This window comes from Rhizobium sp. BK661 (assembly GCF_024808825.1).
GTDB lineage: Bacteria > Pseudomonadota > Alphaproteobacteria > Rhizobiales > Rhizobiaceae > Rhizobium.
This window is the reverse complement of the sequence record NZ_JANTYT010000021.1, coordinates 59,141-83,572: the sequence shown is the minus strand read 5'-3', so window position 1 is coordinate 83,572 and position 24,432 is coordinate 59,141. Positions and strand designations below refer to the sequence as shown.

Genomic DNA, 24,432 nt, shown 5'->3' with positions numbered 1-24,432 from the left:
TCTTCGATGTGCTGGTCGATGGTCATCGTCGTCTCCGTGACTGATGTGACAGATGACGGCGGCAGGCAGGGCGGGGAGAGCCAGGTCAAGGCGCGCATGCGACCGGCAGAGCCGGCGTGCGGAGGAACCAGTTTTGTCGCAGCGTAGTGCAGCGAAGCGGAGAGAAAATCGGAGGGGCCGTGCGGCCTTGAGCTGGCTTTACCCACCCGGCACACTGGCCCGGTCTGAGCTGACAGTTTTAGCTCTCGTGTGGCACCAGTTTTTCCCTTGCGTCCGGGTGCCAAGAGTGCTGCCGTGACGAGATGCCGCCGCTGCCGCGGCAAGGCTAGGGTTGGGATGGCCATCCGCATGCGTTGGGCATGACAGTGATCAAAGCAGTGTGAGGCAAATCAACGAAGCCGTTGTGAGGGAAAAGACGCTTCCAGAGTTTGTGATGGCAACGGCAAAGCACCAGGCAGCCAATCGGCGCGATGCGACGAGCAAGATCGCCGCCGCCAGGAGAGCGACGTTCATGGCGGCAATGCGCTGAGCGGCGCGCTCAACAAGTGACGGGCGAAAGCCCCGCCCGGATCTGGGCGGGGCCTCATTGCGTGGCCTATCTGCGGGCGCTGCGCGACCAGATGAGCTGCAGTCCTTCCTGGCCCTGGACTTCGGCCAGCGTCGCGTAGATCGGTGCTGCAAACGAGGGGTCATCGAGCTTGACCGAGATGTAGTCGCGTTCGCTGTCGCGAGCCTGCTTCAGCCACCCGGCGCCGAACTCGACACCTGAGCAGAGCACCCGGAAGTCCGGAGCATCTTCCGACGAGCGTTCGACGCGAACGATCTTGGCTTTGACATTGAGGTTGAGAGTTTTGATCGTGCCGGTGAAGCCGTCGCTGGAGGCGGTGAAAGAGCCGATGGTTGCCATTGCTGTCTTCCTTCTGTTGATCGGGTCGCGCCCATCGCGTCCTCGATGGCTGTCGATGAGACCGAAGACGGGCGGCGCGCATCTTCAAAGACCGCAACGAAGTGGAGGACGGCCTGGTCAAGGCTTTCTTGTCCGCGCGAGGAATGACGGCCCTGGCCGGCAGGGGAAGAAAACGAGCCGGCCGTTGCGCCATGCCGAACGAGCCGTGCAAGGCAAGGCGATCTTGGGTCAGACAAGCCTCATCGAGACCGCGGTGGAGCGTCCTGTCAAATCGGGGGCATCAGCGAAGCAATCACCGCGAAACGCCCGCACGATGCCGTCTCCGCTCGATCGATCCGGCGACATGTCCTGACCTGGTAGCCTTGTCGCAACGCTCCGCAGACGTTCACGGCCTGCCGGATATTGTCGGTCGTCGGGTCTGCGCGCCAATGGGACAGGATCCGGGCACCACGCGACCGCATCGCCGGTTAGCGCTTGTTGGAGTTTATGCAGGTCGGCGTGGCGCTTTGCCTGGAGCCAGATTGGACAAAACCGACGTGCCGCGAAGCCTGACGAATTGTCTTCAGCGTGCGGTATGACGAGATTGACGACGTCCTTGAAGGCCGGCAGTTGATGGACAGGCGCTACAGCGCATCCTAACGGTGTATCGATCCTCAGCCCACAAACCCGCACTTCTTGCCGCTAGCAGAAGACAGCGTTGCGCACCATTTTCGGTGTCATGCCCGGTCGTTTCAGATTTATGAAACTCAGTGGCGTCAGTGGCTCGCGCTCACTCCTGACTGGCTATGGCTGTGGTCTTTGCTTCTGCCTGTACGCGGGTTTCGGTTTGCTTGGCTGCCGAGACAAGACGACGTTGCGCGCGAATGGCGTGCCATTGCTGGTCGATCAGGACACCAATCAGGATGACCCCGCCCATGACGGCAAAATTCAATGACGACGGGATGCCGAGGAGGTTCACCAGGTTTTGCAATTCCTGGAGGAGGATCGTGCCGAGCACTACCCCAATGATGGATCCCTCGCCGCCACGGAGTGAAAAACCACCTAGCACCGCCGCTGCGATCGCATAGAGTTCATAGAATTGACCATGGCTGGCCGGTGAGATCGAGCGCGTGTACATGGCGAAGTAGATGGCGGACAGGGCGGTGAGCAAACCGCAGATGACGTAGGCCGCCATGATCATCCGGCCGGTCCGGATGCCGGAGTAGCGGGCAGCTTCCTCGTTTTTCCCGATTGCATAGAGGTAACGACCAAACACCGACCGGTGTAGCACCACCCACATCACAACGGCGATGACGACAAGCGCAATGAAGGTGTTTGGCACGCCGTAGAACCGACCGGCCGTGAGGAATTCAAGTTCAGGGAAATTCTGGCCGAACGCAAATCCCGCTGTTCCGTCGGCGGTGTAGAAGCGCGCGGCACCGCGGTAGATCAGAAGACCGCAGAGTGTGACGACGAAGGGCTGCAGGTTCAACCGGGTGATGAGCCAGCCATGAATCGCCCCGATGACTGCCCCGAGCGCCAGGATGAGCGGAAGGGCGAGGGTCGGGGACATGTCCTGTACAGCGATGAAATCGATGAACAGCACACCGAGGAGCGCCACCAGCGACCCCACGGAGAGTTCGATGCCGCCGGTGATGATCACGAAGGCCTGACCAATCGACAGGATGCCGAAAAGCCCGATGAGATTTGATGTATTCGCAAGATTGATGGGTAGCAGGAAGCGTGGATTTATGATCGCGACGACGATGCCCACGACGATGATCAGCAGCAGAAGTCCGAGGTCTTTTTTTGTCATCGCGTTTCCGTTCCGATGCCTGTTCCGTAGGTCGCGGCCCTATTTTAGCCGTTTGCCGACGGCAAGCAAAAGCACGCTTTCCTGGCTTATCTCCTGATCGTCCAGTATGCCGGCGATCTGGCCCTCGTGCATGACGGCGATCCGGTCGGAGACGCCGATCACCTCTTCCATGTCGCTCGATATCATCAGGATCGCGACGCCGGTGTCCGCAAGTGCTCGCATCAGGCCATAGATTTCGTTCTTGGCGCCAATATCGATGCCGCGTGTAGGCTCGTCAAAAATCATGACCTTCGGGCTCATCGACAGCCATTTGGCGAGAACAACCTTCTGCTGGTTGCCGCCGGACAGAGTGCCTGTCCGCGCCGAAACGGAGGGCGCCTTGATGCCGAGGCGGGCACGCTGCTTTTCGGCCGCGGTCCTTTCTCGGTCGGTGGAAACCATGAAGTTCGTGGCAAGGGCGGGGAGATTGGCGAGCGTTATGTTTGCTGCGATCGGGAGGTCGAGAAGGATCCCGTTGCGTTTGCGATCCTCGGGCACCAGGAAGATACCGTTTTCAACGGCGTCTCGCGCGCTGTTAATGGCGATTTGCTTGTCATCCTGCAAGACCGCTCCGCCATAGCTTCGGTCAATGCCGAATAGCACTCGCGCCAGTTCGGTGCGGCCCGATCCGACGAGCCCTGCAAGCCCGAGAATTTCGCCGTAGCGTATTTCGAGATCGACGGGCCGGCCAGGATAGGCGCCAGTCCGAACCATGCTTGCCTTTAACGCGACCGAGCCAGGCGATCGCCTTGGCTTTGCCGTTCGTGCCGCCAGGACGCGGCCGATCATCAGCTTGACCATCTGGTCATGACCAATATCTGCTCTGGCAAGTGTGCCGACCAGCATGCCATCGCGCAGCACGATCACCCGGTCAGCGACGCGCTCGACTTCGTGAAGTCGGTGCGAAATGAAGATGACGCTGATGCCATCCGCCTTGAGCAGATTAATAATGCTCAAGAGACGCTCGGTTTCGGCCAGAGGGAGGCTCGAGGTCGGTTCGTCGAAAATAACAAGTCTGGCGTTGATGGAGAGCGCCTTGGCAATCTCGACCATCTGCTGTTCGGCAAGTGAAAGGGAAGCGACCGGTGTATCGGGCGTGAAATGCGCCCCTACCCGCTTCAGAAGCGGCTTGACCATGTCCCTCAACCGGTTCCGGTCAACGAGCCTGAAGGGACCTGCCTTGAGTGGTTCACGACCGAGGAAGACATTGGCAGCGACGTCGAGATTCTCGAACAGATTGAGTTCCTGATGCACGAAGGCGATGCCCGAGGCAATGCTCGTTTCGACGCTGAGCGAATGCCGTTCGACCCCGTCGAGCAGCATTGTACCCCGATCGGGTGCGATCACACCCCCGAGGATCTTCATCAGGGTCGACTTCCCCGCACCGTTCTCGCCGACGAGGCCGATGACCTCGCCGGGGAAAATGTCGATCGACAGTCCGTCGAGAGCGACCACACCCGGATAGGTTTTTCCGATGCCGGAAAGGGTGAGAAACGGCTTCTCCGGAAGTGGTGGTGGTATGTCGTGGTTGTTTGCGGACCGGTCCATGCTGCTATGCCACTGGCTTGGGACATCGTTCGCGGCAGCGATTTCGCATCGCTGCCGCGAAGGAGATCTACTTTCCTGCCATGGCCTTCAGGTTAGCGGCATAAGCATCGACGTCGTCCTTCCCGACGATCACGGTCGGAATGATGATGAGCTTGTTCTCCGGTATCCCTGACATGTCGCCCTTGAGGTAGGAGGCCATCAGCTTCATGCCTTGGTAGGCCCACTCGAACGGCTGCTGCACGACAGTCGCGGCGACCGTACCTTCCTTGACGCCCCCAAGTGTGATCGGGTCGTCGTCAAAGCCAACGACAGTGATCTGGCCAAGTTTGCCCGCATCACGCAGGGCCTCGTAAATCCTAGGCGTGTTATACGAGTAGAAGCCGACCATGCAGGTGACGTCGGGGCTCGCAACAAGAGCATCCTCGACATTCTTCTTTGCGCGGGTTTGATCGATATCGTCACCGCGCACGTCGGTCAGCTCAATCTTTGTTCCTTTCAAGCCGTCCTTCATGCCCTGGATGCGCTCCTTGGCGTTGTCAGCTCCAAGAAGGCCCACGAAACCGATGCACTTGCCGCCGTCCGGCATCGCCTTCTTGGCAATCTCGGCCGCCTGCTTGCCGGCGTCGATATTGGAAGAGCCGATATAGGCAACGCGATTGGTTTGCGGTGCGTCGCTGTCTGTGGTGAACAGCGCGGTCTGCGAGCCGATCTTGTTCAGCCCATCAGTCGAGGTCTTTGGATCCACGGCAGAAACCATGATCCCCTTGACGCCCGCACTGACAAGATCGTCCATCAGGCGCTGCTGCACGGCAACGGATGCCTGCTCAGGATATTTCAGTTCCATCGTGTAATCAGGCATTTCCGCCTGCGCCTTCTTGACGCCTGCCTCGGCTGCCTTCCAGAAATCGGAGGCGCCGTTGACCACGAAGGCAAGCGTAGGCTTGTCGGCAGCATGGGATGACGTGACCGACGCGACGCTCAGCATCAGTCCTGCAATGAACAGGGCAGCATTAGTCTTCATAGGCTTCATAGTACACCTCCCGAGGGGGCCACCGGTGCGTGTGCCCGTTTTGCGACTGGCGGCCGGATGCATGCGCCTCCTCCAAGGCGTCGCGAGCGCGACCAATGCATCGTTCCGGTCGTCCTTGCTGACGGTATACGAGTTTCTTGATTAGTAAATAGTAATATTAATTGGATTTTCAGATTTCTTCAAAGCGATCAAAGCGTTCGTACAGCCCACCGCCCGACCTGTCCAAAATGGTCGTCGCTGCCTCCAAATCCGCCAATTGTGCTTCCCGCCGCCCGTTTCCTTGTCTGCCGAGGACCACCGAGGATTCGCTCTGTCACCTCTCTGTGGCATTCCGTCGCTGCCGTTTGCAAATGCTCGCGGGCGCGCCAATTGCTGAATTCCAAAGCCGCGCCAAGCGCGCTTTAAGACGACGGATCGAGGATGTCAGATCAAGCCATAGTCGACTGCTTTAGTATCCACGAGGCAGTCCAGTTCCTGAGACACATGTCCCATCAGACGAGAATGCGAATCCTGTGCGCGCTCGCAGGCGGAGAGCGCAGCGTTGGGGAATTGCAGGACGCGCTCGACATGCCTCAGGCTGCAGTATCTCAGCAATTGGCGAAGCTGCGATCGGGAGGCATCGTTACGGAACGACGGACGGGACGCCAGGTCTACTACCGGGTTCTGCATTCCGAGACGATCGACCTGCTTTATGTGCTCTCAGGCATGTTTCCTTCTCGTGACGAATAGGTAGTCCAGGGCGTCCCGACTGGCCGGCCGCGCGCCTGCCGGTTTGTCGGTCGTCCCGATCCTGTGTCTCGAGGTCGGTTTTGTTCCGTTGTCTTGTTGGTCCAATCAGGTCCCTGGTCTTCCTTTTGATCCTTGCAGCAAGGCACCGGCATCAGGTCACCGGACGGCACGATGGACGCCTCGCTGCATCTGCGATGGCGCAACTGCATCAATCTTCATCACCTTCGCGATCGCGCCTATAAAACAGGCGGCATGCGCATTTGGGATAATGCCGACCGTTTTCCGGCAGGCGCAACATCGCACATTTCGACTACCGGAAACCCGTAATGGGCTTTCCAGACGTCTCCGGAGCCCTTTGAGAGCCGGTTGGCACGAAGAATGCATGGCGAAATCAGGTGTAATGTCAGGAGGGAAAAATGACCCCTTTGATTACCGATATCGTCAGCGCCACTGGAAAGCTTGAAGCAGCAATTCTGGATATTACCGATGCAGGCCCGGCCACCATTGATCGCTCGAAGTCAATGAGAGCCAAGGCAAAACTTCTTCCACAGGTGCTGGTGAAGCATTATCCGGAACTCTCATGGATCGAGCGGGAGTTGCGGGGCGTTTTCGAAGCCTGCTCGGACGCGATCGACCGCAAGACGGTCAATCCCGTGGTGGCAAGGGCGGCAATATCCATTGCGGAAGAATACCGCCAGGTCATCGGCGCCATGAAAGACACGAGGGCGTTGTCGCGTCGCCTGTCATAGCCGTGTCCAGATGAGGGAGACGCAGATCACCTTTAAGGTGCAACCTCGCATATGCACCGTATCCCCGGTTTGCGTCAGCACGCCGTTGAAGGTTTTCCGACTCTCGGGCTCGACAATGCTTCCGGTGAAGTTGCCGTTACTGCCGCGGAAGGACCCGATCCGCTTGCCAGCGTTGTTTCCGGTTTTCATCGTGATGCAGTAACCTTGGGCGCATTCGTCAATGGCGGCGGTGGTACCGACTTGTGTCTTCCAGGTTCCGACGACAGGCTCTTGAGCCAAAACACTGGAGGCCACAAGCGTCAGCGACGCCGTGATCAAACCCAGCCGTTTCATGGTTCGCTCCCTCTCTGATGACCAGCTAGGGCCGCTTCCGGCCTAAGGCGGTGGAGTATACGCTTTCAGGGCGCTCTGCTCCAGCGTTCCTTGGCCTGGTGTCTCCATCTGCCCGGGACAGGGTCCCGGGCCGACCATCCTTCACTTACGCTTCCAGCCACTTTACCTGTTCGGGGGTAAGCTTGATGTCGAGCGCCGAGAGGCTGTCCTCAAGCTCGGCGATGGTCCGTGGCCCGATCAGCGGAATGACCGGAAAAGGCTGCGCGATCACATAGGCAAGCGCGATGTGGATCGGGCTGCGGCCCAGCCTGATTGCCAGCTCTATGGCCCTGTCGCGGCGTTCGAAATTCCGGTCCGAGTACCAGCACCGCACGATCTCCTCGTCGTCATGCTTGTCACGTCCGGCACGGTCGGTGAAGAAGCCGCGTCCCTGGCTGGACCAGGCGAAATTCGGTATCTGCTTCTGCTTGAGCCACGTCTTCCAGTCGTCGTCGGAGGCTGCCACGCATCCAGCCCAGATCGGGTCGAGCATTTCTGCGAGCGAGAAGTTGTTCGAGAGCGCAGCCGGCGCCGTCTTGCCGGTCCTGGCAGCATAGGCTGCTGCTTCATCCATACGCTCGCGCGTCCAATTCGAACCGCCGAACAGGCCACGAATACGGCCTCGGCGCACCTCGGCATCCATCGCATCAACAAACTCTCCGACCGGAACGTCGACATTGTCCCGATGCATGAAATAGATGTCGACGTAGTCGGTCTTGAGCCGGTTCAGCGACTGGTCGAGCTGCTTGGCGATGATATCGGGATAGCAGAGCGGAGAATGGGCGCCCTTGCCGATCAGCACGATCTCCTCGCGCGGGACCTGCCGGCTGGTATGCCAGTCTCCGAAGATGCTTTCCGTCTTGCCACCGCCGTAGACGAAGGCCGTGTCGAACACGTTGCCTCCTGCCTCGTAGAACGCATCAAGGGTCAGCGACGCGGCGGCGAAGTTCGGGAAGAATTCGAAGCCGAGAGTCACGACCGACGCAGGTTTTGCGAGGCCAGGGATCTGGCGGCGCGGGACGGCATTGCCTGGTCGCACGGGTGCCCCCGCAAGGTTCGTCTTCCGGCGATCTGCCCGCTCGATCGCATATTCCAGGCCAATGGAGGAACGCCATTGGTCGAGGACGCGCAGATTGCCGACCGAGTCGGCCCAACCCATGCCCGGAGAGCGGAACTCCGTCTCACCGGCGCGGATGGCATCGCCGGCTGCGTCGACCTCGAAGGAATAAAGCCAACGATCCTCCTTGACTTCGACGGTCTGCAGCTCGTTGCCCTTGATGACGTCTATGTTGCCGATGCCACCCTTATGCCCTGAGGCAAACCAGAAGTCCTTGACCTCGATGCGTCCTTCCGACCCGATGATGCGCAGGGTATTGTCCTGCTGGGCCATGATCGAGCATGACACCTCGGCGATGATACCGTTTGGAAATTTCAGGACGGCCGAGGCCCATTCATCGACCCCGGACTGGCCAAGGTGGCCGACGCCGGAGACTTTTTCGGGCTCGAGGAACGCTTTACCTTCGGCTGCACCAGCGATCAATCGCGCCATGGAGACCGGGTAGCCGCCGACATCGAGAATGCCGCCGCCGGCCGTCTCGTTGGCAAAGAGCCGATGCTCGGGTCTGAACGTGCCCATGTTAAAGCCGAAGCTCGAGCGAATGATCCGCACAGTGCCGATGACACCGCTCTTGACCAATTCGACAATCTTGGCCGTCTGCGGGTGGACGCGATACATGAAGGCCTCGCCTGCAAAGACGCCGGCTTTCTTCGCTTCGTGATAAATTGCGTCGGCGTCGAATGCGGAAAGCGCAATCGGCTTTTCCACGAGGACATGCTTGCCTGATCGGATCGCCTTGATCGCCCATTCGGCATGGCCAGTATGAGGTGTGGCGATATAGATCGCGTCGATTTCCGGATCCGTCAGCAGCGCGTCGTAGCCCTTGACGATGCGGGCGCCGGGGAAGTTTTCGCCAAGCCCGGGCTTTTCCGGGGTGCGGGTGGCGATGGCGACGAGCTTTCCTGTGCGCGAATGCGCAATGCCGTCCGCAAACGTGCGCGCGATGGTGCCTGGGCCGATGATGCCCCAGCGGATCGGTTGGTCTGTGCTCATGGGAATTCCTTCTTCATTGCATAGTCTTGGGATGAATTCGGAGTCAGCGGAGGCGGTTGCCGGCGCTGTCGAACAGGAAGCTGTGCTTGGCGCTGAGACCGACCGTCAGGGTGTCTCGATTGCCAGCGGCGCGAGATTCGGGTCGCTCGATGATCAGCTGTTCGCCCGCCGCCGTGGTCGCGTAGATGTAACTGGTGTTGCCAAGGTGTTCTGCGACGTCGATGGTGACGGTGAGATCCGCATTGCCCTGCCCTGCGTCAACGAAGTGTTCCGGCCGTACGCCGAGCGTTACCGACGCACCGGATTCCAGTGCACTTGTTACCGGCATGGTCAGCCGGACGTTTCTGTCGCCAGCAAGGGCAACCGTCGCGCCTGCAGCGTTCCGCTCCAGAATCTCGGCTTTCAAGAAGTTCATTTTGGGTGAGCCGACGAAGCCCGCCACGAACTGGTTGGCGGGGTCGTCATAGAGGTCGAGTGGTGCGCCGACCTGTTCGATGTTGCCGGCGCGCAGGACGACGATCTTGTCGGCAAGGGTCATCGCCTCCGTCTGGTCATGCGTCACATAGATCATCGTCGTGCCGAGCTGCTTGTGAAGGCGGGAGATCTCGACGCGCATCTGCACGCGTAGCTCGGCGTCGAGGTTCGACAACGGCTCGTCGAAGAGGAACACTTGTGGCTCGCGCACGATGGCCCGGCCGATCGCAACGCGCTGGCGTTGGCCGCCCGATAGCTGTTTTGGCCGCCGTTGCATCAGTTCGTTGATCTGCAGGATGTTCGCAGCGTGTTTGACCCGTTTTTCGGTATCCGCCTTCGGGTTGCCGTTCATGCGCAGCCCGAAGCTCAGGTTTTCCTCCACCGTCATATGTGGGTAAAGCGCATAGGATTGGAAAACCATCGCAATGCCGCGGTCGGCCGGCTCCACGTCATTGACGACCTTGCCGCCGATATTGATCTCGCCAGCCGATATGTCCTCGAGGCCGGCGATCATGCGAAGCAGTGTCGATTTCCCGCAACCAGATGGGCCGACGAAGACGACAAACTCGCCGTCCTTTACCTCAAGATTGGCGCCATGGATGATTTCCAGCGCGCCGAAGCGCTTCACGACATTTTTCAACGAAAGTTCAGACATCAGGCGTTTCCCGATTATTTGACTGCGCCGGCCGCAATGCCGGCGATGAAGTGGCGCTGCAGGAACACGAAGACGACTAGGATCGGCGCTGTCAGCAACATGGCGCCAGCCATGATCCCGCCCCAGGAGACCTTGGTCAGGCCGATCAGCGTTCCGAGCGCCACTGGTGCTGTCATCATCCCCGGTTTGGAGTTGATGAGCAGCGGCCAGAGGTAGTTGTTCCAGGAATGCAAGAAGAGGATGATGGCGAGCGCAGCCATCGTCGGCCTGGCGAGCGGCAATGCGATCCGGAGAAAGATCTGCCATTCCTTGATGCCTTCGACACGGGCAGCATCGAACAATTCGCCGGGCATCATCGAGAAGGCCTGGCGCATGAACAGCACGCCGAGCGAGTTAAAGAGCGGCGGCACGATCAACGCGATCCAGGTGTTGGCCAGCTTGAACTCGCGAGCCACCATGATGAATTGCGGGATGACGACGACGGCAAACGGCAGCGTGATGGTGCCCAGAATGATGCCGATGACGATCGAACGTCCGACGAAGCGGTAGCGGGCCAGCGCCCAGCCTGCCATCGAGGTGAGCAGTACCGATAGGAACGTATAGATTGCGGCAACACCGATGGAGATGAACATCGCGCGGATGAAGTCGGTATCAGCCTGCAGGTTCTTGAAGTTCTCGACAAAATTGGTCGACGGCAAGAGCACGATCTCCGGGCTGAAGATGCCGAAGTCCGACATCGTCGAGAAGACGAACATCATCCACAACGGAAATAGCCAGATGATGGCAAGCGGCGTCAGGGCAGCGTGGAGGGCAATCTGCCGGAGCAGCAGCGATTGAGACTTCGATCTCACTTTGGCTCCCTTCCGATCCAGAGGTTGAGGAGCGAGATTGCGACTGCCAGCGCAGCCATCGTGTAGGCGACAGCCGAAGCGTAGCCGAAATTCAGCGAACGGAAGCCTTCGCGATAAAGGAGAAGACCAAGCGTTTCCGTTCCACCCCCCGGGCCACCGCGATTGGTGATGAGGAACGGCTCCGTGAACAGCTGCATCGTGCCGATGACCGACAGGATGACACAGAAAAGGATGATCGGTTTCAGGAGCGGCAGGGTGATGTGGAAGAACTGCTGGGTCTTACTGACACGGTCCAGCGTTGCCGCCTCGTAGACGTCGTCTGGAATGGATTGCAAGCCGGCGAGAATAATGATCGCGTTATAGCCCGCCCAGCGCCATGTCACGGCGATGATGATCAGTGTCATGGCGGCGTTGGCATTATCGAACCAGGAAACGGCGGGAAGACCGACGAGAGTGATGATCTTGTTGACGATCCCGAAGTCGAAGCTGAACATCAGCCGGAAGACGGCTGAATAGGCTACTTCGCCAACGACGACGGGCGCGAAGAAGGCAAAGCGAAACAGCGGTCGCGCCTTCAAAAGCGGTGAGTTCAAGAGCACTGCCATGCCAGTTGCGATGGCGATCATGACAGGAACCTGGATGACCAGGATAATCAGCGTGTTGTAGAGCGCGTTGTAGAAGGCCGGATCGCCAATGAGACGACCCCAGTTAATGGAAAGACTGAATTTCCATGGATTAACGCGGGTGTTCTGAAACGAGGTCAGAAATGAACTGATGATCGGCCATATCCAGAAGGTGGCAAACACCAGGAGATAAGGCGCAAGAAAAGCGTAGGCGTTCCGGTTCCGGATCGGCATTCTATTCTCCTCACAAACGAGACGAGCCATCCTAAGGGATGGAGGCCGGGCGTGTCGCCACGCCCGGCGCCATTACTCAGTTCGCAAGAGGAAGACCTGTCGCCGTGGCGATCTGTTTTGCCGCGTCATCGAGCGCGGCTTTCGCGTCGGGATAGCCACCGGCGAAGTACTTGGTCTGCGCCGCCCTGTAGATCGAGTCGGCATCCGTCTGGAACGCCGTGCCGCGGCTTGGAACAATCTTCGGTAGGGTCGACAGGATGTCTGCCCATACCTTCTGGTCATGCCAGTAGGGCAGAGGCTCGTTGACGAACGGATCCTGGACGGCGGTCAGCAGCGACGGAACAAGGCCGAATGATTTCAGCATCGTGACCTGGCCCTCATTGGTGCCGAGTGCATAGTTGATGTAGGTCCAGGCTGCTTCCTTGTTCTGGGAGTTGGCAGCGATCGCGAGCGATGAACCGCCGAGGTTCGCCGCATGCGGGCCGTCCGCCGTCAGGCTTGGCATCGTATAGACGCCCCATTTGCCCGAGAGATCGGGCGAACCGGAGCGGATTGTGCCTTCGTACCAGCCGCCATACATCTGGCTGGCGACCTTTCCTGCTGTATTGGCCTGGATCTTCTCGTCCCAGATAGCGGCCGTCAGTGTGCCGGCATCCTTCATCTGCTTGACTTTTTCAAGCGTTGCAACGCAGGCCGGCTGATTGATCGTGATCGTCTGGCCATCCGTCGAGAAGTAGCCGCAGCCCTGCTCGTTCGAGATCATGCGGAACCATTCGCTGTCACCGTTGAAGTCGGCCTGCGCCATGACGACGCCCGGGTTGGCGGCAGAGATCTTCTTGCCTGCGGCGATGAAGTCGTCCCAGGTCTTGATCGTCGACGGATCGACGCCGGCCTTTTCATAGAAGTCGCGGCGATAAAAGACCGCGACTGGACCGGAATCCCACGGCATCGCATAGGCGACATCGCCGACCTCGAGCTCGGTGCGCTTGAAGTCAGGGAACTTCGCCTGGATTTCAGGCGTGTAGCCGAGTTCCTTGAGGTTGGCAAAGCAGTCGGGGAAGCGGCTCCAGAAGATTTCCGCTTCGAAATTCTCGACGCTGACGATGTCGGGAAGCCCTTCGCCGCCGGCAGCGCAGGCCGCCAGCATCTTGTCGAAGACCTGCTGGTTGCCGAGATCCTCGACCGTGACCTTGATATCCGGATGCTGCTTGTTGAAGCCCTCGAGCGTGGACTTCAGCGCCGATGCGGCGATGTTCCAGCTCCAGATGGTGAGATTGCCCGACTGCTGCGCGAATGCAGAACCGGAAGCAAGCAGTGCGACTGCAGCGGTCGCACCGATAAGTTTGAAGCGCATTGAAAATCCTCCCTTTTCAATTGCCGTCCCTTAGCGAACGCGGCTAGACTATCTGGAAGGGAGCCGCTGTCTCCTAAAAAGGGAACATGGATTTGGCGGAAAGTAAGATCGTAAGGCGGGCTGTCTACCAGCCGGGAGCGAGCAGTATCGAAGGGTTGCCGACAGCCCTTCAGATGTTTCACAACCATCCACCTGTGATGCTGATGCCGCATTGGCATGTGCAGGTCGAAGTCAATTATGTCATGCGGGGCAGCGTGCACTACCGCATCAATGGGCAGAAGATCTCGATGACGGCTGGGGATATGTGCCTGTTTTGGGGCGGGCAACCGCATCAGATGGACGATTGCTCCGAGGATGCGATCTATGCAGGGGGGCACCTGCCGCTCGTCTATTTCTTCCGCATGCGCCTGCCGCTCAACATCTCGAGCCGCCTGATGAAGGGCGAGATCCTGTTTACTTCGGCGACCGACGCGGCGGACATGGAGAACTTTCCGCGCTGGGTGCGCTACACGCGGTCGGGTGATCCGGCCATGGCACAGCACGCCGTCGATGAGATGCTGTTGCGCGTCGAGCGAATCGCACTCGAACCTTATACCATGATTCCCACACTCGGGCCGACGGATGCCGACGACATCGAGCAGTGCTATCCGCAGTCGTCGCGCAGCGTGGCGCGGATGTGCGATTTCATCGCCGTCAACTTCCTGCAGGAAATCGATTCGGTCGACATCGCCCGCGCCGCTGACCTTCATCCGAAATACGCGATGAACCTGTTCAAGAAGACAACAGGCATGACACTCAACAAGTATGTGAACCTTCTGCGCCTCTCTCGTGCCCAGGCGATGCTGATGAATGATGAGGCAAATGTGCTGCAGGTTGCGATGGACAGCGGGTTCGGTTCGATCAGTGCATTCAACAAGTCATTCCGCCACATCGCCGGCATGTCACCGTCCGACTTCCGCCGGGACGCGCGGATGGTCACGCAATATGCGCCTTGAGCTGCAACGCCGTTTTTTCATGGGCTCCGCGTCGTTGCAAACACATTGTAGAGCAGCTCGGCGGAGGCGGAGAGCTCGCGGTCCCTGAGTTTGATGAGCCCGAACCCGGGGACGGATATGTCCCCCTCGATATGCAGCGCCTTGACGAGACCGTGGCGTTGAAGCAGGGCCGCGACAGGCTCGGCGAAAATGCCGAGCCGCTGGCTCTGCAGAATCAAAAGCATGGTCAGCAGCGCATCGGCGGTCGAAACGACGCTCGCCGGGACGATGCCATGGCGGCGTATGAAGTCGTCAACGACCTGTCGAAGGAACGAACCGTGTGGCTGGAGCACCCAGCTCTGGTTCCTCAGGTCTTCCTCGGTTACGAGTGGTTTGGTGGACATGGGGTGATCAACTGCCACGATGACGCGCAGGGTTTCCTGACCAACAGGCAGATAATCGAACCAGAGTGGGTTCATGCCACTTGGAATGCGGCAGACGGCAAAGTCCAGCCTTCTGCTCAGGACGTCCTCGAGCAGGACGTCACTGCTACCGACGGCGATGCTGATATCGATCGTCGGATGGGTGTCGAAGATCCGCTGCAGGGCCGGGGCAACATAGTCGGCCGCGGGTGTCATGATCGTGCCGAATGCAACGCTACCTCCCTGCCCGGCCGCGGCGACCACCATCTCGTACTCGGCGCGCTGTGCTTCCGAGATCAGCATCTTGGCGTGGCGCACGATCACCTCGCCTTGAAGTGTCGGGATCAGACCCCGGTTATGGCGTTCGAAGAGCTGGTGCCCGGACATCTGCTCGAGCTCGTTCAAGGTTCTCGAAAGCGCCGGTTGCGAGACACCAAACATTTCAGCAACCACACCGAGTTTTCCGTGCTCACTGAGCGCCACGAGCATCTTCAAGTGTCGCAGTCTGAAACCATCCAATCCCATAATGCCTCACCCGATATAAGAAATTCGCATATCAAAATGCGAAAGACTGATTATACATTCGTGTACCGATCAGTTAAGTGCATGACAACAACCGCGTCAACGCAAGGACATCTATCGTGGCAGAGAAGACCCCCTCCCCGAATCAGAACGCAGTTCAAGAGCAGGACGGATCGCGCCAGCTTCGTTCCAAGGCGTGGTTCGACAACCTCGCAAACCCGGACATGACGGCGCTCTACCTGGAGCGTTACATGAACTTCGGTCTCAGCCAGGAAGAACTGCAATCGGGCAGGCCGATTATCGGTATCGCACAAACCGGTTCGGATCTGTCGCCGTGCAACCGTCACCACATTGAACTCGCCAAGCGCGTACGTGAAGGTATTCGTGACGCTGGCGGTATTGCCATCGAGTTCCCGGTCCACCCGATCCAGGAAACCGGCAAGCGTCCGACCGCGGGTCTCGACCGTAACCTTTCCTATCTCGGCCTCGTTGAGGTTCTCTACGGTTACCCGCTGGACGGCGTCGTTTTGACCATCGGCTGCGACAAGACAACGCCCGCCTGTCTCATGGCCGCGGCAACCGTCAACATTCCGGCGATCGCGCTCTCGGTCGGCCCGATGCTGAATGGCTGGTTCCGCGGCGAGCGCACTGGCTCCGGTACGATCGTCTGGAAGGCGCGCGAGATGATGGCGCGCGGCGAGATCGACTACCAGGGTTTCGTCAAGCTTGTCGCATCCTCCGCGCCGTCGACTGGCTACTGCAACACCATGGGTACGGCGACCACGATGAACTCGCTCGCGGAAGCGCTTGGCATGCAACTGCCGGGCGGAGCGGCCATTCCCGCGCCCTATCGCGACCGACAGGAAATTTCCTATGAAAGTGGGCTGCGCATTGTCGAGATGGTTCGCGAGGATCTGAAGCCCTCCGACATCCTGACGAAGGACGCTTTCATCAACGCGATCCGCGTCAACTCTGCTATCGGCGGCTCCACCAATGCGCCGATCCATCTCAACGCGCTGGCCCGCCACGTCGGCGTCGAACTGACGGTCGATGATTGGCAGACATACGGCGAGGAAATCCCGCTGCTGGTCAACCTGCAGCCGGCGGGGGAATATCTCGGCGAGGACTACTATCACGCCGGTGGTGTTCCCGCCGTCATGGGCGAGCTGATCAAGCATGACCTGATCAACACCAGCGCGATGACCGTCAACGGCAAGACTGTCGGTGAAAACTACACAACAGCGACGATCGAGGATGACAAGGTCATTCGTCCGTTCGAGCGTCCGCTGAAGGAGCGCGCCGGCTTCCGGGTCCTGCGCGGCAACCTCTTCTCGTCGGCCATCATGAAGACGAGTGTGATCTCGCCCGAGTTCCGCCAGCGCTACCTCTCCAACCCGAACGATCCGGAAGCCTTTGTCGGTCGCGCGGTCGTTTTCGACGGACCGGAAGACTACCACCATCGCATCGACGATCCGTCGCTGGCAATCGATGCCTCGACGGTCCTTTTCATGCGCGGCGCAGGCCCAATCGGCTACCCCGGCGCCGCCGAGGTCGTCAACATGCGCGCGCCCGACTACCTGCTGAAGCAGGGTATCAGTTCCCTGCCTTGCATCGGTGACGGTCGTCAGTCCGGCACATCAGGTTCGCCATCCATTCTCAACGCCTCGCCGGAAGCGGCAGCCGGCGGCGGGCTTGCGCTGCTGAAGACCGGCGACCAAGTTCGCGTCGACCTGAAGAAGGGGACCGCCGACATCCTCATCAGTGACGAGGAGCTTGCGGAACGACGCAAGGCGCTCGAGGCAGCAGGCGGGTATGTCTATCCGGAGAGCCAGACCCCCTGGCAGGAAATCCAGCGGACCTACGTCGGCCAGATGGAAACCGGTGCCGTTCTCGAGCCCGCGGTGAAGTACCAGCGCATCGCCCAGACCAAGGGCATTCCGCGCGACAACCACTAGGCCAAGCGCGGGCTGGAGAACAATGGGCGCGGTGCCATTTCCGGCACCGCGCCCATTGCGTCGGCAGACACGCTACCGCGCGGCAACGAATTTGAGCTTGTCGAGCGGCGTTGATTGTGCTCGATTTCCAGCCGCCGCCGGGATGGAGGGGTGGCTCTTCTTTCTTGATATTGGGCGCCTCCACCGCTCGGTCACGGAACACTCAATGCCATATACTCTTCAGGATTCTGTCGCCGCAGGTGGTCTGTTCGTGGGTCGGGTCTGGAACCCTGCAGTCAAGGGCCCATGCGTGGTTTTGCTCCGGGACGGTGAGCTGATCGACATTACGTCAAGGGAAACGCCGACGCTCAGCGCGCTTCTGGACATGCCTGATCCCGCAGCTTTCGTTCGTGCCGCAGTCGGCCCAGTCCTTTGTCGGTTGAAGGATGTCGATGACGCCGGCATTGGCGCCCAGGACACGTCACGAATCCATCTGCTTGCCCCTGCAGACCTCCAGGCCATCAAGGCGTGTGGCGTCACCTTCGCGCAGTCGATGATCGAGCGCGTGATTGAAGAGAAGGCTGCCGGACACCCGGACCGTGCCGCGACGATCCGTGAACGCGTAAGGACCCTCATCGGCGGCAGCCTTGAGAACCTCAAGGCCGGATCGCCTGAAGCCGCCAAGGTCAAGCAGGCCCTCATCGATGAAAGAATGTGGTCCCAGTATCTCGAGGTCGGGATCGGGCCTGACGCCGAAGTCTTCACGAAGTCGCCTGTCCTATCGGCGGTCGGATGGGGCGCCGATGTTGGCTTGCACCCCATCTCGACCTGGAACAACCCCGAGCCGGAGGTCGTCCTGGCCGTCAACAGCCGCGGCGAGATCAAAGGTGCGACACTTGGCAACGACGTCAATCTGCGCGACGTCGAAGGCCGCTCCGCGCTCCTGCTCGGCAAGGCAAAGGACAACAACGCCTCATGCTCGATTGGTCCTTTCATCCGGCTTCTCGACGAGAGTTTTAGCCTTGACGATGTCCGTGCAGCGGAGCTGGACCTCACTGTCACGGGAGCAGACGGATTCATCCTCACCGGCAAGAGTTCGATGTCCAGGATCAGTCGTGATCCAACGGATCTCGTGAGACAGACCTTTGGCGCTCATCATCAGTACCCGGATGGCTTCATGCTGTTCCTCGGGACACTGTTTGCGCCAACGCAGGATCGCGACACGCCAAACCAGGGTTTCACCCACAAGATCGGCGACGTTGTCGAAATCTCTTCAGGCAAGCTCGGCGCGCTGGTGAACACGGTACGGCTGTCGACGGAATGCCCACCATGGACGTTCGGCATTTCGGCGCTCATGGCAAATCTGGCGCAGCGCAAGCTTCTCTAGGGCGCCGCGAGCGGGACAAAGGACCAGCGCCGCCCCCACCATGTACCTGTCCGGGGCGGAGGATTGGCTTATATTGCTTGTTGAGTTGGAGCACTTGTCCGATGCAAAGGATCGCCGTGATACTGATTGGCCTGTCTTTTCTCGCCGGATGTACGGGCGCGAAGGACTTCTCCTCGCCCGGTCTCGCTCCTATCCCCGGGAGCGTGATATACGGTGGACAGCCCCGCACGAAACTGACCAAGTCTCCTCCCGGCTCGACCTTCCCGCATAATTTCATCGATATGTACGGTCAGCGCGTTGAAGAGACCTACATGATCCAGCCCGATAGATCGCTGAAGATCGTTCACCGCGAGATCCGACCGATCCGGTTTCATGATCGATAGGGATCCTCCTATTCCGACCGTGATGTAAACCAGTGGTCGGCCCATCACCCGAAATGGCTGCACGTTGCAGCTGTTCAGGTTGAAGTCACATCGTCGCAAGACAATATTATTCAAGTTGTATGAACTAGCGATTGAATTTGTGGTTCGTCTCATACAAATAACGTGAGTGCGTTGCCGTTTAGTCGGGCGATGAACGCCACACTACCTCGGTATGGAACATTTACAATGAATGCAAAGACACCGAATGCCATCGATAGCTATGTCGGTTCCCGTGTAAGAACGAGAAGGCAACTCATGGGTCTCAGCCAGGAACGGCTGGCGGAGCAGATTGGCGTTACCTTCCAGCAGGTGCAGAAATACGAAAAGGGATTGAACCGGATAGGAGCGAGCCGGCTCCAGAGGATTGCTGACGTCCTGAGCGTATCACCGAGTTTCTTCTTCCAGCAGGACGACTCACAGCCGCTGAACCTTCCAGGGACAGAGATCGGCACGGCAGACCCGGTGGCGGAGTTCCTGGCATCGAAGGATGGCCTGGCGCTCAACCGGGCGTTCTTGAAGATTACCGACACGCAGCTTCGCGAGAAGATTGTCGCCCTGGTGAAGGCGATGGCCCAGGCAGAGGAGCGCCGCGATCGGCCGGTTGATAAATCGAGACCCGGCGAGACGTTTGCCTGATGATCGCAATGTGAATGGCAGGGCGCAGTCGAGCGATACCGATATCAACGATCAATCCCGGCTGATGTCGAAAGCGCGTGCGAACCGACTTCCGCCCTTTCTTCCCAGATCCTGGCAAGCTCGACCAGCGTTTCAACTGCCTTTTCCATGTCCTGCCTGCTGATCCATTCCTTCGGCGAGTGGAAGGCATGTCCGCCGGCAAAGATATTGGGGCACGGCAATCCCATGAAGGAAAGCCTTGAGCCGTCCGTCCCGCCGCGAATACTCCCCCGTACCGGCGTCATACCGGCGCGGCGGATGGCCTCCATCGCATTCTCGACAATCTGGGGATAGCGATCGAGAACCATCTTCATGTTGCGATATTGCTCCTTGATGGCCAAGGTGTGCGAAGAGCCGGGGTAACCAGCCATCACCTCTTTGACGATCCCCTCGAGCAATCGCTCCTTTGCGGCAAGGCCGGACTCTTCGAAGTCCCGGACAATCAGGCTGATTGCGGCCTTTTCCATTGATCCGGTAACGGCGACCGGATGGATGAAGCCATCCCGCCCTTCCGTTGTTTCAGGCGCTGCGTCGCTCGGCAACCGATCGATGATCGCGCCGGCAATCTTGATGGCGTTCTCCATCCTGCCCTTGGCAAAACCCGGGTGAATGGCGACGCCCGATATCGCAATCTCCACGGCATCGGCCGAGAATGTCTCGTCCTCGATGTGTCCGGCAGTTTCGCCATCAACCGTGTAGGCAAACTCGGCGCCCAGCTTGGCAAGGTCGACCCGATCTACACCGCGTCCAATCTCCTCATCCGGCGTGAACAGAAGCTTGATCGTGCCATGCTTCATGTCCGGATTATTTGCAAGGATCTGGGCGGCCGCCACGATCTCGGCAAGCCCGGCCTTGTCGTCGGCTCCAAGCAGTGTCGTGCCATCCGTCGTGACAATGTCGTGGCCAATCTGATCCCGGAGCGCCGGATTTTCGCTAACCCGAATGACCTTTGAGCTGTTTGCGAGCTCGATGTCGCCCCCTTGGTAGTTCTCGTAGATGCGCGGTTTGACATTGGTACCGGTAAAGTCCGGCGCGGTATCCATATGCGAGCAGAAACAGATGACCGGAACAGTCTTTTCAGTATTCGAGGGGATCGTCGCGTAGACGTAGCCATGATCGTCGAGATGCGCATCAACAAGGCCGATCGCGTTGAGTTCATCTACCAGGAGGCGGCCCAGATTCATTTGCTTCGCGGTCGACGGTTGGGTTGGCGAAGCCGGATCAGACTGGGTGTCGATGACAACGTAGCGAAGAAAGCGATCAAGAACGGTATCGGTCATGGGGTATCCATTTTGTGTCGGCCATGGCGTTATAAGCATTGATTGGTCCGGTGAATAGCGGCTCGAATACCGCTAGGCGGACGGGACAAACCCGGTTTCGGGTCGGACCTAAGTCCCTTGGAACTTATGATATGATCCCTAGTTATAGCGCTGTGTCGCAATATTTTAATGATAGGAGAGCGGAATGAGAAAAATTGTCCTGGCTGCAGCCATGGTGGGGGCGTTGGCCTCATGCACGGCCACGGAAAAGGGAACTGCGATCGGCGCGGGCACAGGTGCCGTCATTGGTGGTGCGGTCAGCAACAGCTGGGGAGGTGCCGCAGTCGGCGCCGTCGCTGGCGGCCTAGCCGGTGCGCTAATCGGACATTCGACCGAACGTCGCGGTTATTGTGTGTATCGTGACCGGTACGGCAGAACCTACGAGGCACGCTGCCGATAGACCCCATATGCGAGGACCGTCTTGTCGTAATGCCAGGCGGTCCCGCCATAGACGCGCTAGTGGGTCCCCTGTTGTTTTGCTCTTGCCACGATCTGCGTCGGATTGACGAACTGCAACGCCAGTACAAGCCAGAACAGGGTTGTTACCATGTAGACGACAGCCATCGCATCGATCGATTGGCCGGCTCGGACACCTGACGCGAAAACGGCGTAGTAGAGCGAAACGACAAGGGTCTGTGTCGTTGGCCCGGCAATCAGGAACGTCAGTTCAAACATGGCAATGGTGCGCACCAGCACCAGCAACAAGGCGGCGAGCATTCCGGGCAGCAGGAGTGGCAGCAGGATGCGCAGGAAGAGGCTCGTCGTCCCAGCGCCGAAGACCCGTGCCGCAGCTTCGATCCGCGGATCAATCTGTTCTATGAACGGGATCATGACGAGGACCACGAAGGGGAGCGAGGGTACGATGTTGATCAGCACCACGCCCCAGAAGGTTCCACCGAGGCCAAGCTGATAGAGGACGGTGGCCAGCGGGATGCCGTAGGTCAAGGGCGGGATCAGCAACGGCAGCAGGAACAAAAGCACAACGAGGCGCTTGCCGAAAAAGTCGCGGCGAGCCAATGCATAGGCCGTTGTCACGCCGAGAATTCCCGAGATGATCACGACCGTGAAGACGATCTCGAAGGTGACGAGAACGACACTGGAGAGCTGGAATTCCTTCCAGGCACTGAAGTACCACCGTGTTGTCCAGCCTGCCGGCAGCCATGTGCCGAGCCAGCGCGTCGCGAACGAATTGACGACGACAGCGGCAATCACCGCAAGCAGGTTGAGGACGAAAAGGACAGCAAGTGCCCAGATGGCGAAGCGCCAGATTTTCGATGTGATGCCTTGGTCCCGGATCATGACTAACCTTTCGTGCCGCCGGCCGGGCCGCGATAGAACAGGGAACGGGTCGCCAGGACCGCGAGCACCACCACCAGTTCGACGCCGCCCATGATGAGGGCGATCGCCGACCCCAGAGAATGATCATACTGTTCGAAGGCAGCCTGGTAGGCTGCAATCGAGATTACGCGCGTGGGACCGGCTGGCGCCCCGAGGAGCACGGCAGAGGGAAACACCGCGAAGGCCTGCACGAAGGCAAGGCAGAAAGTTACGGCGAGGCCGGGCACCAGGAGTGGCAGGAAGACACGGAAGAATCGTTGTCGCGGAGTTGCGCCGAGCGTGGCCGCGGCCTGCTCTATCGCGGGATCGATGCCGGTCACGTAGGACAGGGTAAGCAGGAATGCAAATGGAAAACCTGTGATCACAAGCGAGGCGAAAACACCCCAGTAATTGTTGGTCAATTTTACCGGTGAGTCGAGAATGCCGAGGAGCAGCAGCGAGTGATTGAACCAACCCCGGGGCCCGAGAAATGTCAACAAGCCATCTGCAACGAAAACGGTCCCCAGCGTGATCGGCAGGACGAGAATGGTCGTCAGCAGGCGCTGCCTGCGCATGAGACGGACGCGAAGAGCGACCGGCACAGCGAAGGCGAGGTTGATGACCGTGACCGGCAGCGCCAGCCACATTGTTGCGGCGATGGTCTGGTACTGGAACGGGTCACCGAAGAACTTCGCGTAGTTCGTATACCAGGCGCCTTCCTTCGGCATGAGGGAGTCTAAAAGGCCATAGAAGAATGGATAGACGAACAGCGCGACCATGAACAACAGCCCAGGCAGCAGAAGCAGCGTCGTGCCATCGAGACCGCGGGCGGCAAGCCGTGTTTGCAGCGTCGGCCTGCTCATTTGCCTGCTCCGGCAAAAATCAGAGCTCGTCCGACGGCAGGCTGCAATCGGGTGGCTGCGCCGCGAGGCAACGGTTCGTCCGCCCGGAAATAGAGCTCCTTACCATCGGCCGCCCGTGCCATCCCGAAGAAGGCGCGACCCCGATATTCCATGCTGCTGACGGTTGCGGCGATTCCATCGCCGCCTGTCGCGACTAGATCCTCGGGGCGGACAGACAAGATGGCCGCGTCCCCGACACGCAGGGGCGACCGCAGCGTGCCGACAACCCGGGCGCCGGCGACCTCGATCTCGGCCTGCTCGGCCGAAACGCGCGTAACTCGGCCCGCCACACGCGTCCGGAAGCCCATGAAATCCGCGACCTCGACGTTGGCCGGGCGTTGGTAGAGATCCTGCGGTGTGCCGATCTGCTCAATGTTGCCCTGGCTCATGACGACAATGCGGTCGGCGAGCGACAAGGCCTCATCCTGGTCATGCGTCACATAGATGGTGGTGGAGCCGATCTGGTCGTGGATACCCCGTATCTCGGCGCGCATTTCGAGCCGCAATTTGGCATCGAGGTTCGAGAGTGGCTCGTCCATCAACACGATCGGAGGTCGTATGACAATGGCGCGTGCGATCGCCACGCGCTGCTGCTGGCCGCCCGAGAGCTGGCCGGGCAACTTGTCGGCCTGACTTTCGAGGCGCACCAGCGCCAGCGCTTCGCGGATGCGGCGGTCGGCGTCCGCGCCTTTGATGCCTTGCATCGCAAGGCCAAATCCGACGTTCTTCGAAACGCTCATGTGGGGAAACAGGGCATAGCTCTGGAACACCATTCCAAAACCGCGGCGCTCCGGCTCGAGCTGGTCGATACGTGCCCCGCCAAGCCGGATTTCGCCTCCGGAGAGGGCCAACAGACCAGCGATGCAGTTCAGTGCGGTCGACTTTCCGCAACCAGATGGGCCGAGCAGGGCAACAAACTCTCCTGGTTCGATGGCAAGCTCGATGCCATTAAGGGCGTTGAACGCGCCGAATGTTCGCCGCATCCCGTCGAGTTCAAGACGTGCGTTCTTGCGCGTCGGTGCGGTGTTCGTAACCGAGGTCAAACCACTCTCCATCTGAAGAATAAGGCTGCCGGCCCGTCGCTCCGG

Annotated in this window: 23 protein-coding genes; 8 read left to right on the top strand and 15 right to left on the bottom strand. The window is 59.5% G+C overall.

Annotation, left to right across the window (positions count from 1 at the left end; all coding sequences use genetic code 11):
* Nucleotides 1–595 precede the first annotated feature (595 nt).
* The 4 genes from FHX16_RS26780 to FHX16_RS26765 all read right to left on the bottom strand — a co-directional run bounded on the left by FHX16_RS26780 (nucleotide 596) and on the right by FHX16_RS26765 (nucleotide 5,319).
* Nucleotides 596–907 carry a DUF736 domain-containing protein gene (locus FHX16_RS26780; RefSeq protein ID WP_183758202.1) on the bottom strand — a complete coding sequence of 104 codons (312 nt, stop codon included), beginning with the start codon at nucleotides 905–907 and terminating at the stop codon, nucleotides 596–598.
* A gap of 769 nt (nucleotides 908–1,676) precedes the next feature.
* Entirely contained in the window at nucleotides 1,677–2,702 is a 1,026-nt protein-coding gene (locus FHX16_RS26775) for an ABC transporter permease (protein WP_183758200.1), read from the bottom strand.
* A gap of 39 nt (nucleotides 2,703–2,741) precedes the next feature.
* On the bottom strand, nucleotides 2,742–4,289 hold the full coding sequence (locus FHX16_RS26770; protein WP_183758198.1) for a sugar ABC transporter ATP-binding protein: 1,548 nt from the start codon (nucleotides 4,287–4,289) through the stop codon (nucleotides 2,742–2,744).
* A gap of 67 nt (nucleotides 4,290–4,356) precedes the next feature.
* Nucleotides 4,357–5,319, bottom strand: a complete 963-nt coding sequence (locus tag FHX16_RS26765; RefSeq protein ID WP_259131312.1) for a sugar-binding protein — start codon at nucleotides 5,317–5,319, stop codon at nucleotides 4,357–4,359.
* Between the two features lie 420 nt (nucleotides 5,320–5,739).
* On the opposite strand from FHX16_RS26765, the gene FHX16_RS26760 reads away from it, so the two are divergent.
* Nucleotides 5,740–6,048, top strand: coding sequence for a metalloregulator ArsR/SmtB family transcription factor (locus tag FHX16_RS26760; protein WP_183758194.1), 309 nt, complete (start codon nucleotides 5,740–5,742; stop codon nucleotides 6,046–6,048).
* Between the two features lie 416 nt (nucleotides 6,049–6,464).
* On the top strand, nucleotides 6,465–6,797 hold the full coding sequence (locus tag FHX16_RS26755) for a hypothetical protein (RefSeq protein WP_183758192.1): 333 nt from the start codon (nucleotides 6,465–6,467) through the stop codon (nucleotides 6,795–6,797).
* On the opposite strand, the gene FHX16_RS26750 is transcribed toward FHX16_RS26755, so the two are convergent.
* The 6 genes from FHX16_RS26750 to FHX16_RS26725 form a co-directional block, all read right to left on the bottom strand.
* Nucleotides 6,792–7,130 carry a DUF2147 domain-containing protein gene (locus FHX16_RS26750; RefSeq protein ID WP_183758190.1) on the bottom strand — a complete coding sequence of 113 codons (339 nt, stop codon included), beginning with the start codon at nucleotides 7,128–7,130 and terminating at the stop codon, nucleotides 6,792–6,794. The genes FHX16_RS26755 and FHX16_RS26750 overlap by 6 nt on opposite strands.
* Before the next feature lie 145 nt (nucleotides 7,131–7,275).
* Nucleotides 7,276–9,279: an aldo/keto reductase gene (locus tag FHX16_RS26745; protein WP_259131308.1), complete on the bottom strand. Its 2,004-nt coding sequence runs from the start codon at nucleotides 9,277–9,279 to the stop codon at nucleotides 7,276–7,278.
* 43 nt (nucleotides 9,280–9,322) lie between these two features.
* Nucleotides 9,323–10,408, bottom strand: a complete 1,086-nt coding sequence (locus FHX16_RS26740; RefSeq protein WP_259131306.1) for an ABC transporter ATP-binding protein — start codon at nucleotides 10,406–10,408, stop codon at nucleotides 9,323–9,325.
* A 14-nt stretch (nucleotides 10,409–10,422) separates the two neighbouring features.
* Complete coding sequence (locus FHX16_RS26735; RefSeq protein ID WP_259131304.1) at nucleotides 10,423–11,259, bottom strand: carbohydrate ABC transporter permease; 837 nt, start codon at nucleotides 11,257–11,259, stop codon at nucleotides 10,423–10,425.
* Complete coding sequence (locus FHX16_RS26730; protein ID WP_183758182.1) at nucleotides 11,256–12,116, bottom strand: carbohydrate ABC transporter permease; 861 nt, start codon at nucleotides 12,114–12,116, stop codon at nucleotides 11,256–11,258. Before FHX16_RS26730 ends, FHX16_RS26735 begins: the two co-directional genes overlap by 4 nt.
* A gap of 76 nt (nucleotides 12,117–12,192) precedes the next feature.
* Nucleotides 12,193–13,470 carry an ABC transporter substrate-binding protein gene (locus tag FHX16_RS26725; protein ID WP_183758180.1) on the bottom strand — a complete coding sequence of 426 codons (1,278 nt, stop codon included), beginning with the start codon at nucleotides 13,468–13,470 and terminating at the stop codon, nucleotides 12,193–12,195.
* A gap of 86 nt (nucleotides 13,471–13,556) precedes the next feature.
* Here FHX16_RS26725 and FHX16_RS26720 point away from each other — a divergent pair, with 86 nt between their 5' ends.
* A complete protein-coding gene (locus tag FHX16_RS26720; RefSeq protein WP_183758178.1) occupies nucleotides 13,557–14,465 on the top strand; it encodes a helix-turn-helix domain-containing protein in 909 nt (302 codons plus the stop codon).
* Nucleotides 14,466–14,482: 17 nt separating this feature from the next.
* Here FHX16_RS26720 and FHX16_RS26715 read toward each other — a convergent pair whose 3' ends face one another.
* Complete coding sequence (locus tag FHX16_RS26715; protein WP_183758176.1) at nucleotides 14,483–15,391, bottom strand: LysR family transcriptional regulator; 909 nt, start codon at nucleotides 15,389–15,391, stop codon at nucleotides 14,483–14,485.
* Between the two features lie 116 nt (nucleotides 15,392–15,507).
* Here FHX16_RS26715 and FHX16_RS26710 point away from each other — a divergent pair, with 116 nt between their 5' ends.
* From FHX16_RS26710 to FHX16_RS26695, 4 genes are all read left to right on the top strand, one after another.
* Nucleotides 15,508–17,343: an IlvD/Edd family dehydratase gene (locus FHX16_RS26710; RefSeq protein ID WP_183758174.1), complete on the top strand. Its 1,836-nt coding sequence runs from the start codon at nucleotides 15,508–15,510 to the stop codon at nucleotides 17,341–17,343.
* 205 nt (nucleotides 17,344–17,548) lie between these two features.
* Nucleotides 17,549–18,709, top strand: coding sequence for a fumarylacetoacetate hydrolase family protein (locus tag FHX16_RS26705; RefSeq protein WP_183758172.1), 1,161 nt, complete (start codon nucleotides 17,549–17,551; stop codon nucleotides 18,707–18,709).
* 101 nt (nucleotides 18,710–18,810) lie between these two features.
* Nucleotides 18,811–19,092 (top strand): hypothetical protein, encoded by a 282-nt coding sequence (locus FHX16_RS26700; RefSeq protein WP_183758170.1) that lies wholly within the window; start codon nucleotides 18,811–18,813, stop codon nucleotides 19,090–19,092.
* A 225-nt stretch (nucleotides 19,093–19,317) separates the two neighbouring features.
* Nucleotides 19,318–19,767, top strand: coding sequence for a helix-turn-helix domain-containing protein (locus tag FHX16_RS26695; protein WP_183758168.1), 450 nt, complete (start codon nucleotides 19,318–19,320; stop codon nucleotides 19,765–19,767).
* A 44-nt stretch (nucleotides 19,768–19,811) separates the two neighbouring features.
* Here FHX16_RS26695 and pepT read toward each other — a convergent pair whose 3' ends face one another.
* Entirely contained in the window at nucleotides 19,812–21,086 is a 1,275-nt protein-coding gene (gene pepT, locus FHX16_RS26690; RefSeq protein ID WP_183864749.1) for a peptidase T, read from the bottom strand.
* 184 nt (nucleotides 21,087–21,270) lie between these two features.
* Here pepT and FHX16_RS26685 point away from each other — a divergent pair, with 184 nt between their 5' ends.
* Complete coding sequence (locus FHX16_RS26685; RefSeq protein WP_183758165.1) at nucleotides 21,271–21,525, top strand: YMGG-like glycine zipper-containing protein; 255 nt, start codon at nucleotides 21,271–21,273, stop codon at nucleotides 21,523–21,525.
* A gap of 56 nt (nucleotides 21,526–21,581) precedes the next feature.
* On the opposite strand, the gene FHX16_RS26680 is transcribed toward FHX16_RS26685, so the two are convergent.
* From FHX16_RS26680 to FHX16_RS26670, 3 genes are read right to left on the bottom strand one after another with little or no spacing between them, the layout of a single operon-like run.
* Complete coding sequence (locus FHX16_RS26680) at nucleotides 21,582–22,424, bottom strand: ABC transporter permease (protein WP_183758163.1); 843 nt, start codon at nucleotides 22,422–22,424, stop codon at nucleotides 21,582–21,584.
* Nucleotides 22,425–22,426: 2 nt separating this feature from the next.
* Nucleotides 22,427–23,305 (bottom strand): ABC transporter permease, encoded by an 879-nt coding sequence (locus FHX16_RS26675; protein WP_183864750.1) that lies wholly within the window; start codon nucleotides 23,303–23,305, stop codon nucleotides 22,427–22,429.
* On the bottom strand, nucleotides 23,302–24,399 hold the full coding sequence (locus FHX16_RS26670; protein ID WP_183758213.1) for an ABC transporter ATP-binding protein: 1,098 nt from the start codon (nucleotides 24,397–24,399) through the stop codon (nucleotides 23,302–23,304). Before FHX16_RS26670 ends, FHX16_RS26675 begins: the two co-directional genes overlap by 4 nt.
* Nucleotides 24,400–24,432: the final 33 nt, after the last annotated feature.

Coding starts and splice junctions, on each gene's coding strand:
- FHX16_RS26780 (WP_183758202.1), bottom strand. CDS start 907: ATGGCAACCATCGGCTCTTTCACCGCCTCCAGCGACGGCTTCACCGGC.
- FHX16_RS26775 (WP_183758200.1), bottom strand. CDS start 2,702: ATGACAAAAAAAGACCTCGGACTTCTGCTGCTGATCATCGTCGTGGGC.
- FHX16_RS26770 (WP_183758198.1), bottom strand. CDS start 4,289: ATGGACCGGTCCGCAAACAACCACGACATACCACCACCACTTCCGGAG.
- FHX16_RS26765 (WP_259131312.1), bottom strand. CDS start 5,319: ATGAAGCCTATGAAGACTAATGCTGCCCTGTTCATTGCAGGACTGATG.
- FHX16_RS26760 (WP_183758194.1), top strand. CDS start 5,740: ATGTCAGATCAAGCCATAGTCGACTGCTTTAGTATCCACGAGGCAGTC.
- FHX16_RS26755 (WP_183758192.1), top strand. CDS start 6,465: ATGACCCCTTTGATTACCGATATCGTCAGCGCCACTGGAAAGCTTGAA.
- FHX16_RS26750 (WP_183758190.1), bottom strand. CDS start 7,130: ATGAAACGGCTGGGTTTGATCACGGCGTCGCTGACGCTTGTGGCCTCC.
- FHX16_RS26745 (WP_259131308.1), bottom strand. CDS start 9,279: ATGAGCACAGACCAACCGATCCGCTGGGGCATCATCGGCCCAGGCACC.
- FHX16_RS26740 (WP_259131306.1), bottom strand. CDS start 10,408: ATGTCTGAACTTTCGTTGAAAAATGTCGTGAAGCGCTTCGGCGCGCTG.
- FHX16_RS26730 (WP_183758182.1), bottom strand. CDS start 12,116: ATGCCGATCCGGAACCGGAACGCCTACGCTTTTCTTGCGCCTTATCTC.
- FHX16_RS26725 (WP_183758180.1), bottom strand. CDS start 13,470: ATGCGCTTCAAACTTATCGGTGCGACCGCTGCAGTCGCACTGCTTGCT.
- FHX16_RS26720 (WP_183758178.1), top strand. CDS start 13,557: ATGGATTTGGCGGAAAGTAAGATCGTAAGGCGGGCTGTCTACCAGCCG.
- FHX16_RS26715 (WP_183758176.1), bottom strand. CDS start 15,391: ATGGGATTGGATGGTTTCAGACTGCGACACTTGAAGATGCTCGTGGCG.
- FHX16_RS26705 (WP_183758172.1), top strand. CDS start 17,549: ATGCCATATACTCTTCAGGATTCTGTCGCCGCAGGTGGTCTGTTCGTG.
- FHX16_RS26700 (WP_183758170.1), top strand. CDS start 18,811: ATGCAAAGGATCGCCGTGATACTGATTGGCCTGTCTTTTCTCGCCGGA.
- FHX16_RS26695 (WP_183758168.1), top strand. CDS start 19,318: ATGAATGCAAAGACACCGAATGCCATCGATAGCTATGTCGGTTCCCGT.
- pepT (WP_183864749.1), bottom strand. CDS start 21,086: ATGACCGATACCGTTCTTGATCGCTTTCTTCGCTACGTTGTCATCGAC.
- FHX16_RS26685 (WP_183758165.1), top strand. CDS start 21,271: ATGAGAAAAATTGTCCTGGCTGCAGCCATGGTGGGGGCGTTGGCCTCA.
- FHX16_RS26680 (WP_183758163.1), bottom strand. CDS start 22,424: ATGATCCGGGACCAAGGCATCACATCGAAAATCTGGCGCTTCGCCATC.
- FHX16_RS26675 (WP_183864750.1), bottom strand. CDS start 23,305: ATGAGCAGGCCGACGCTGCAAACACGGCTTGCCGCCCGCGGTCTCGAT.
- FHX16_RS26670 (WP_183758213.1), bottom strand. CDS start 24,399: ATGGAGAGTGGTTTGACCTCGGTTACGAACACCGCACCGACGCGCAAG.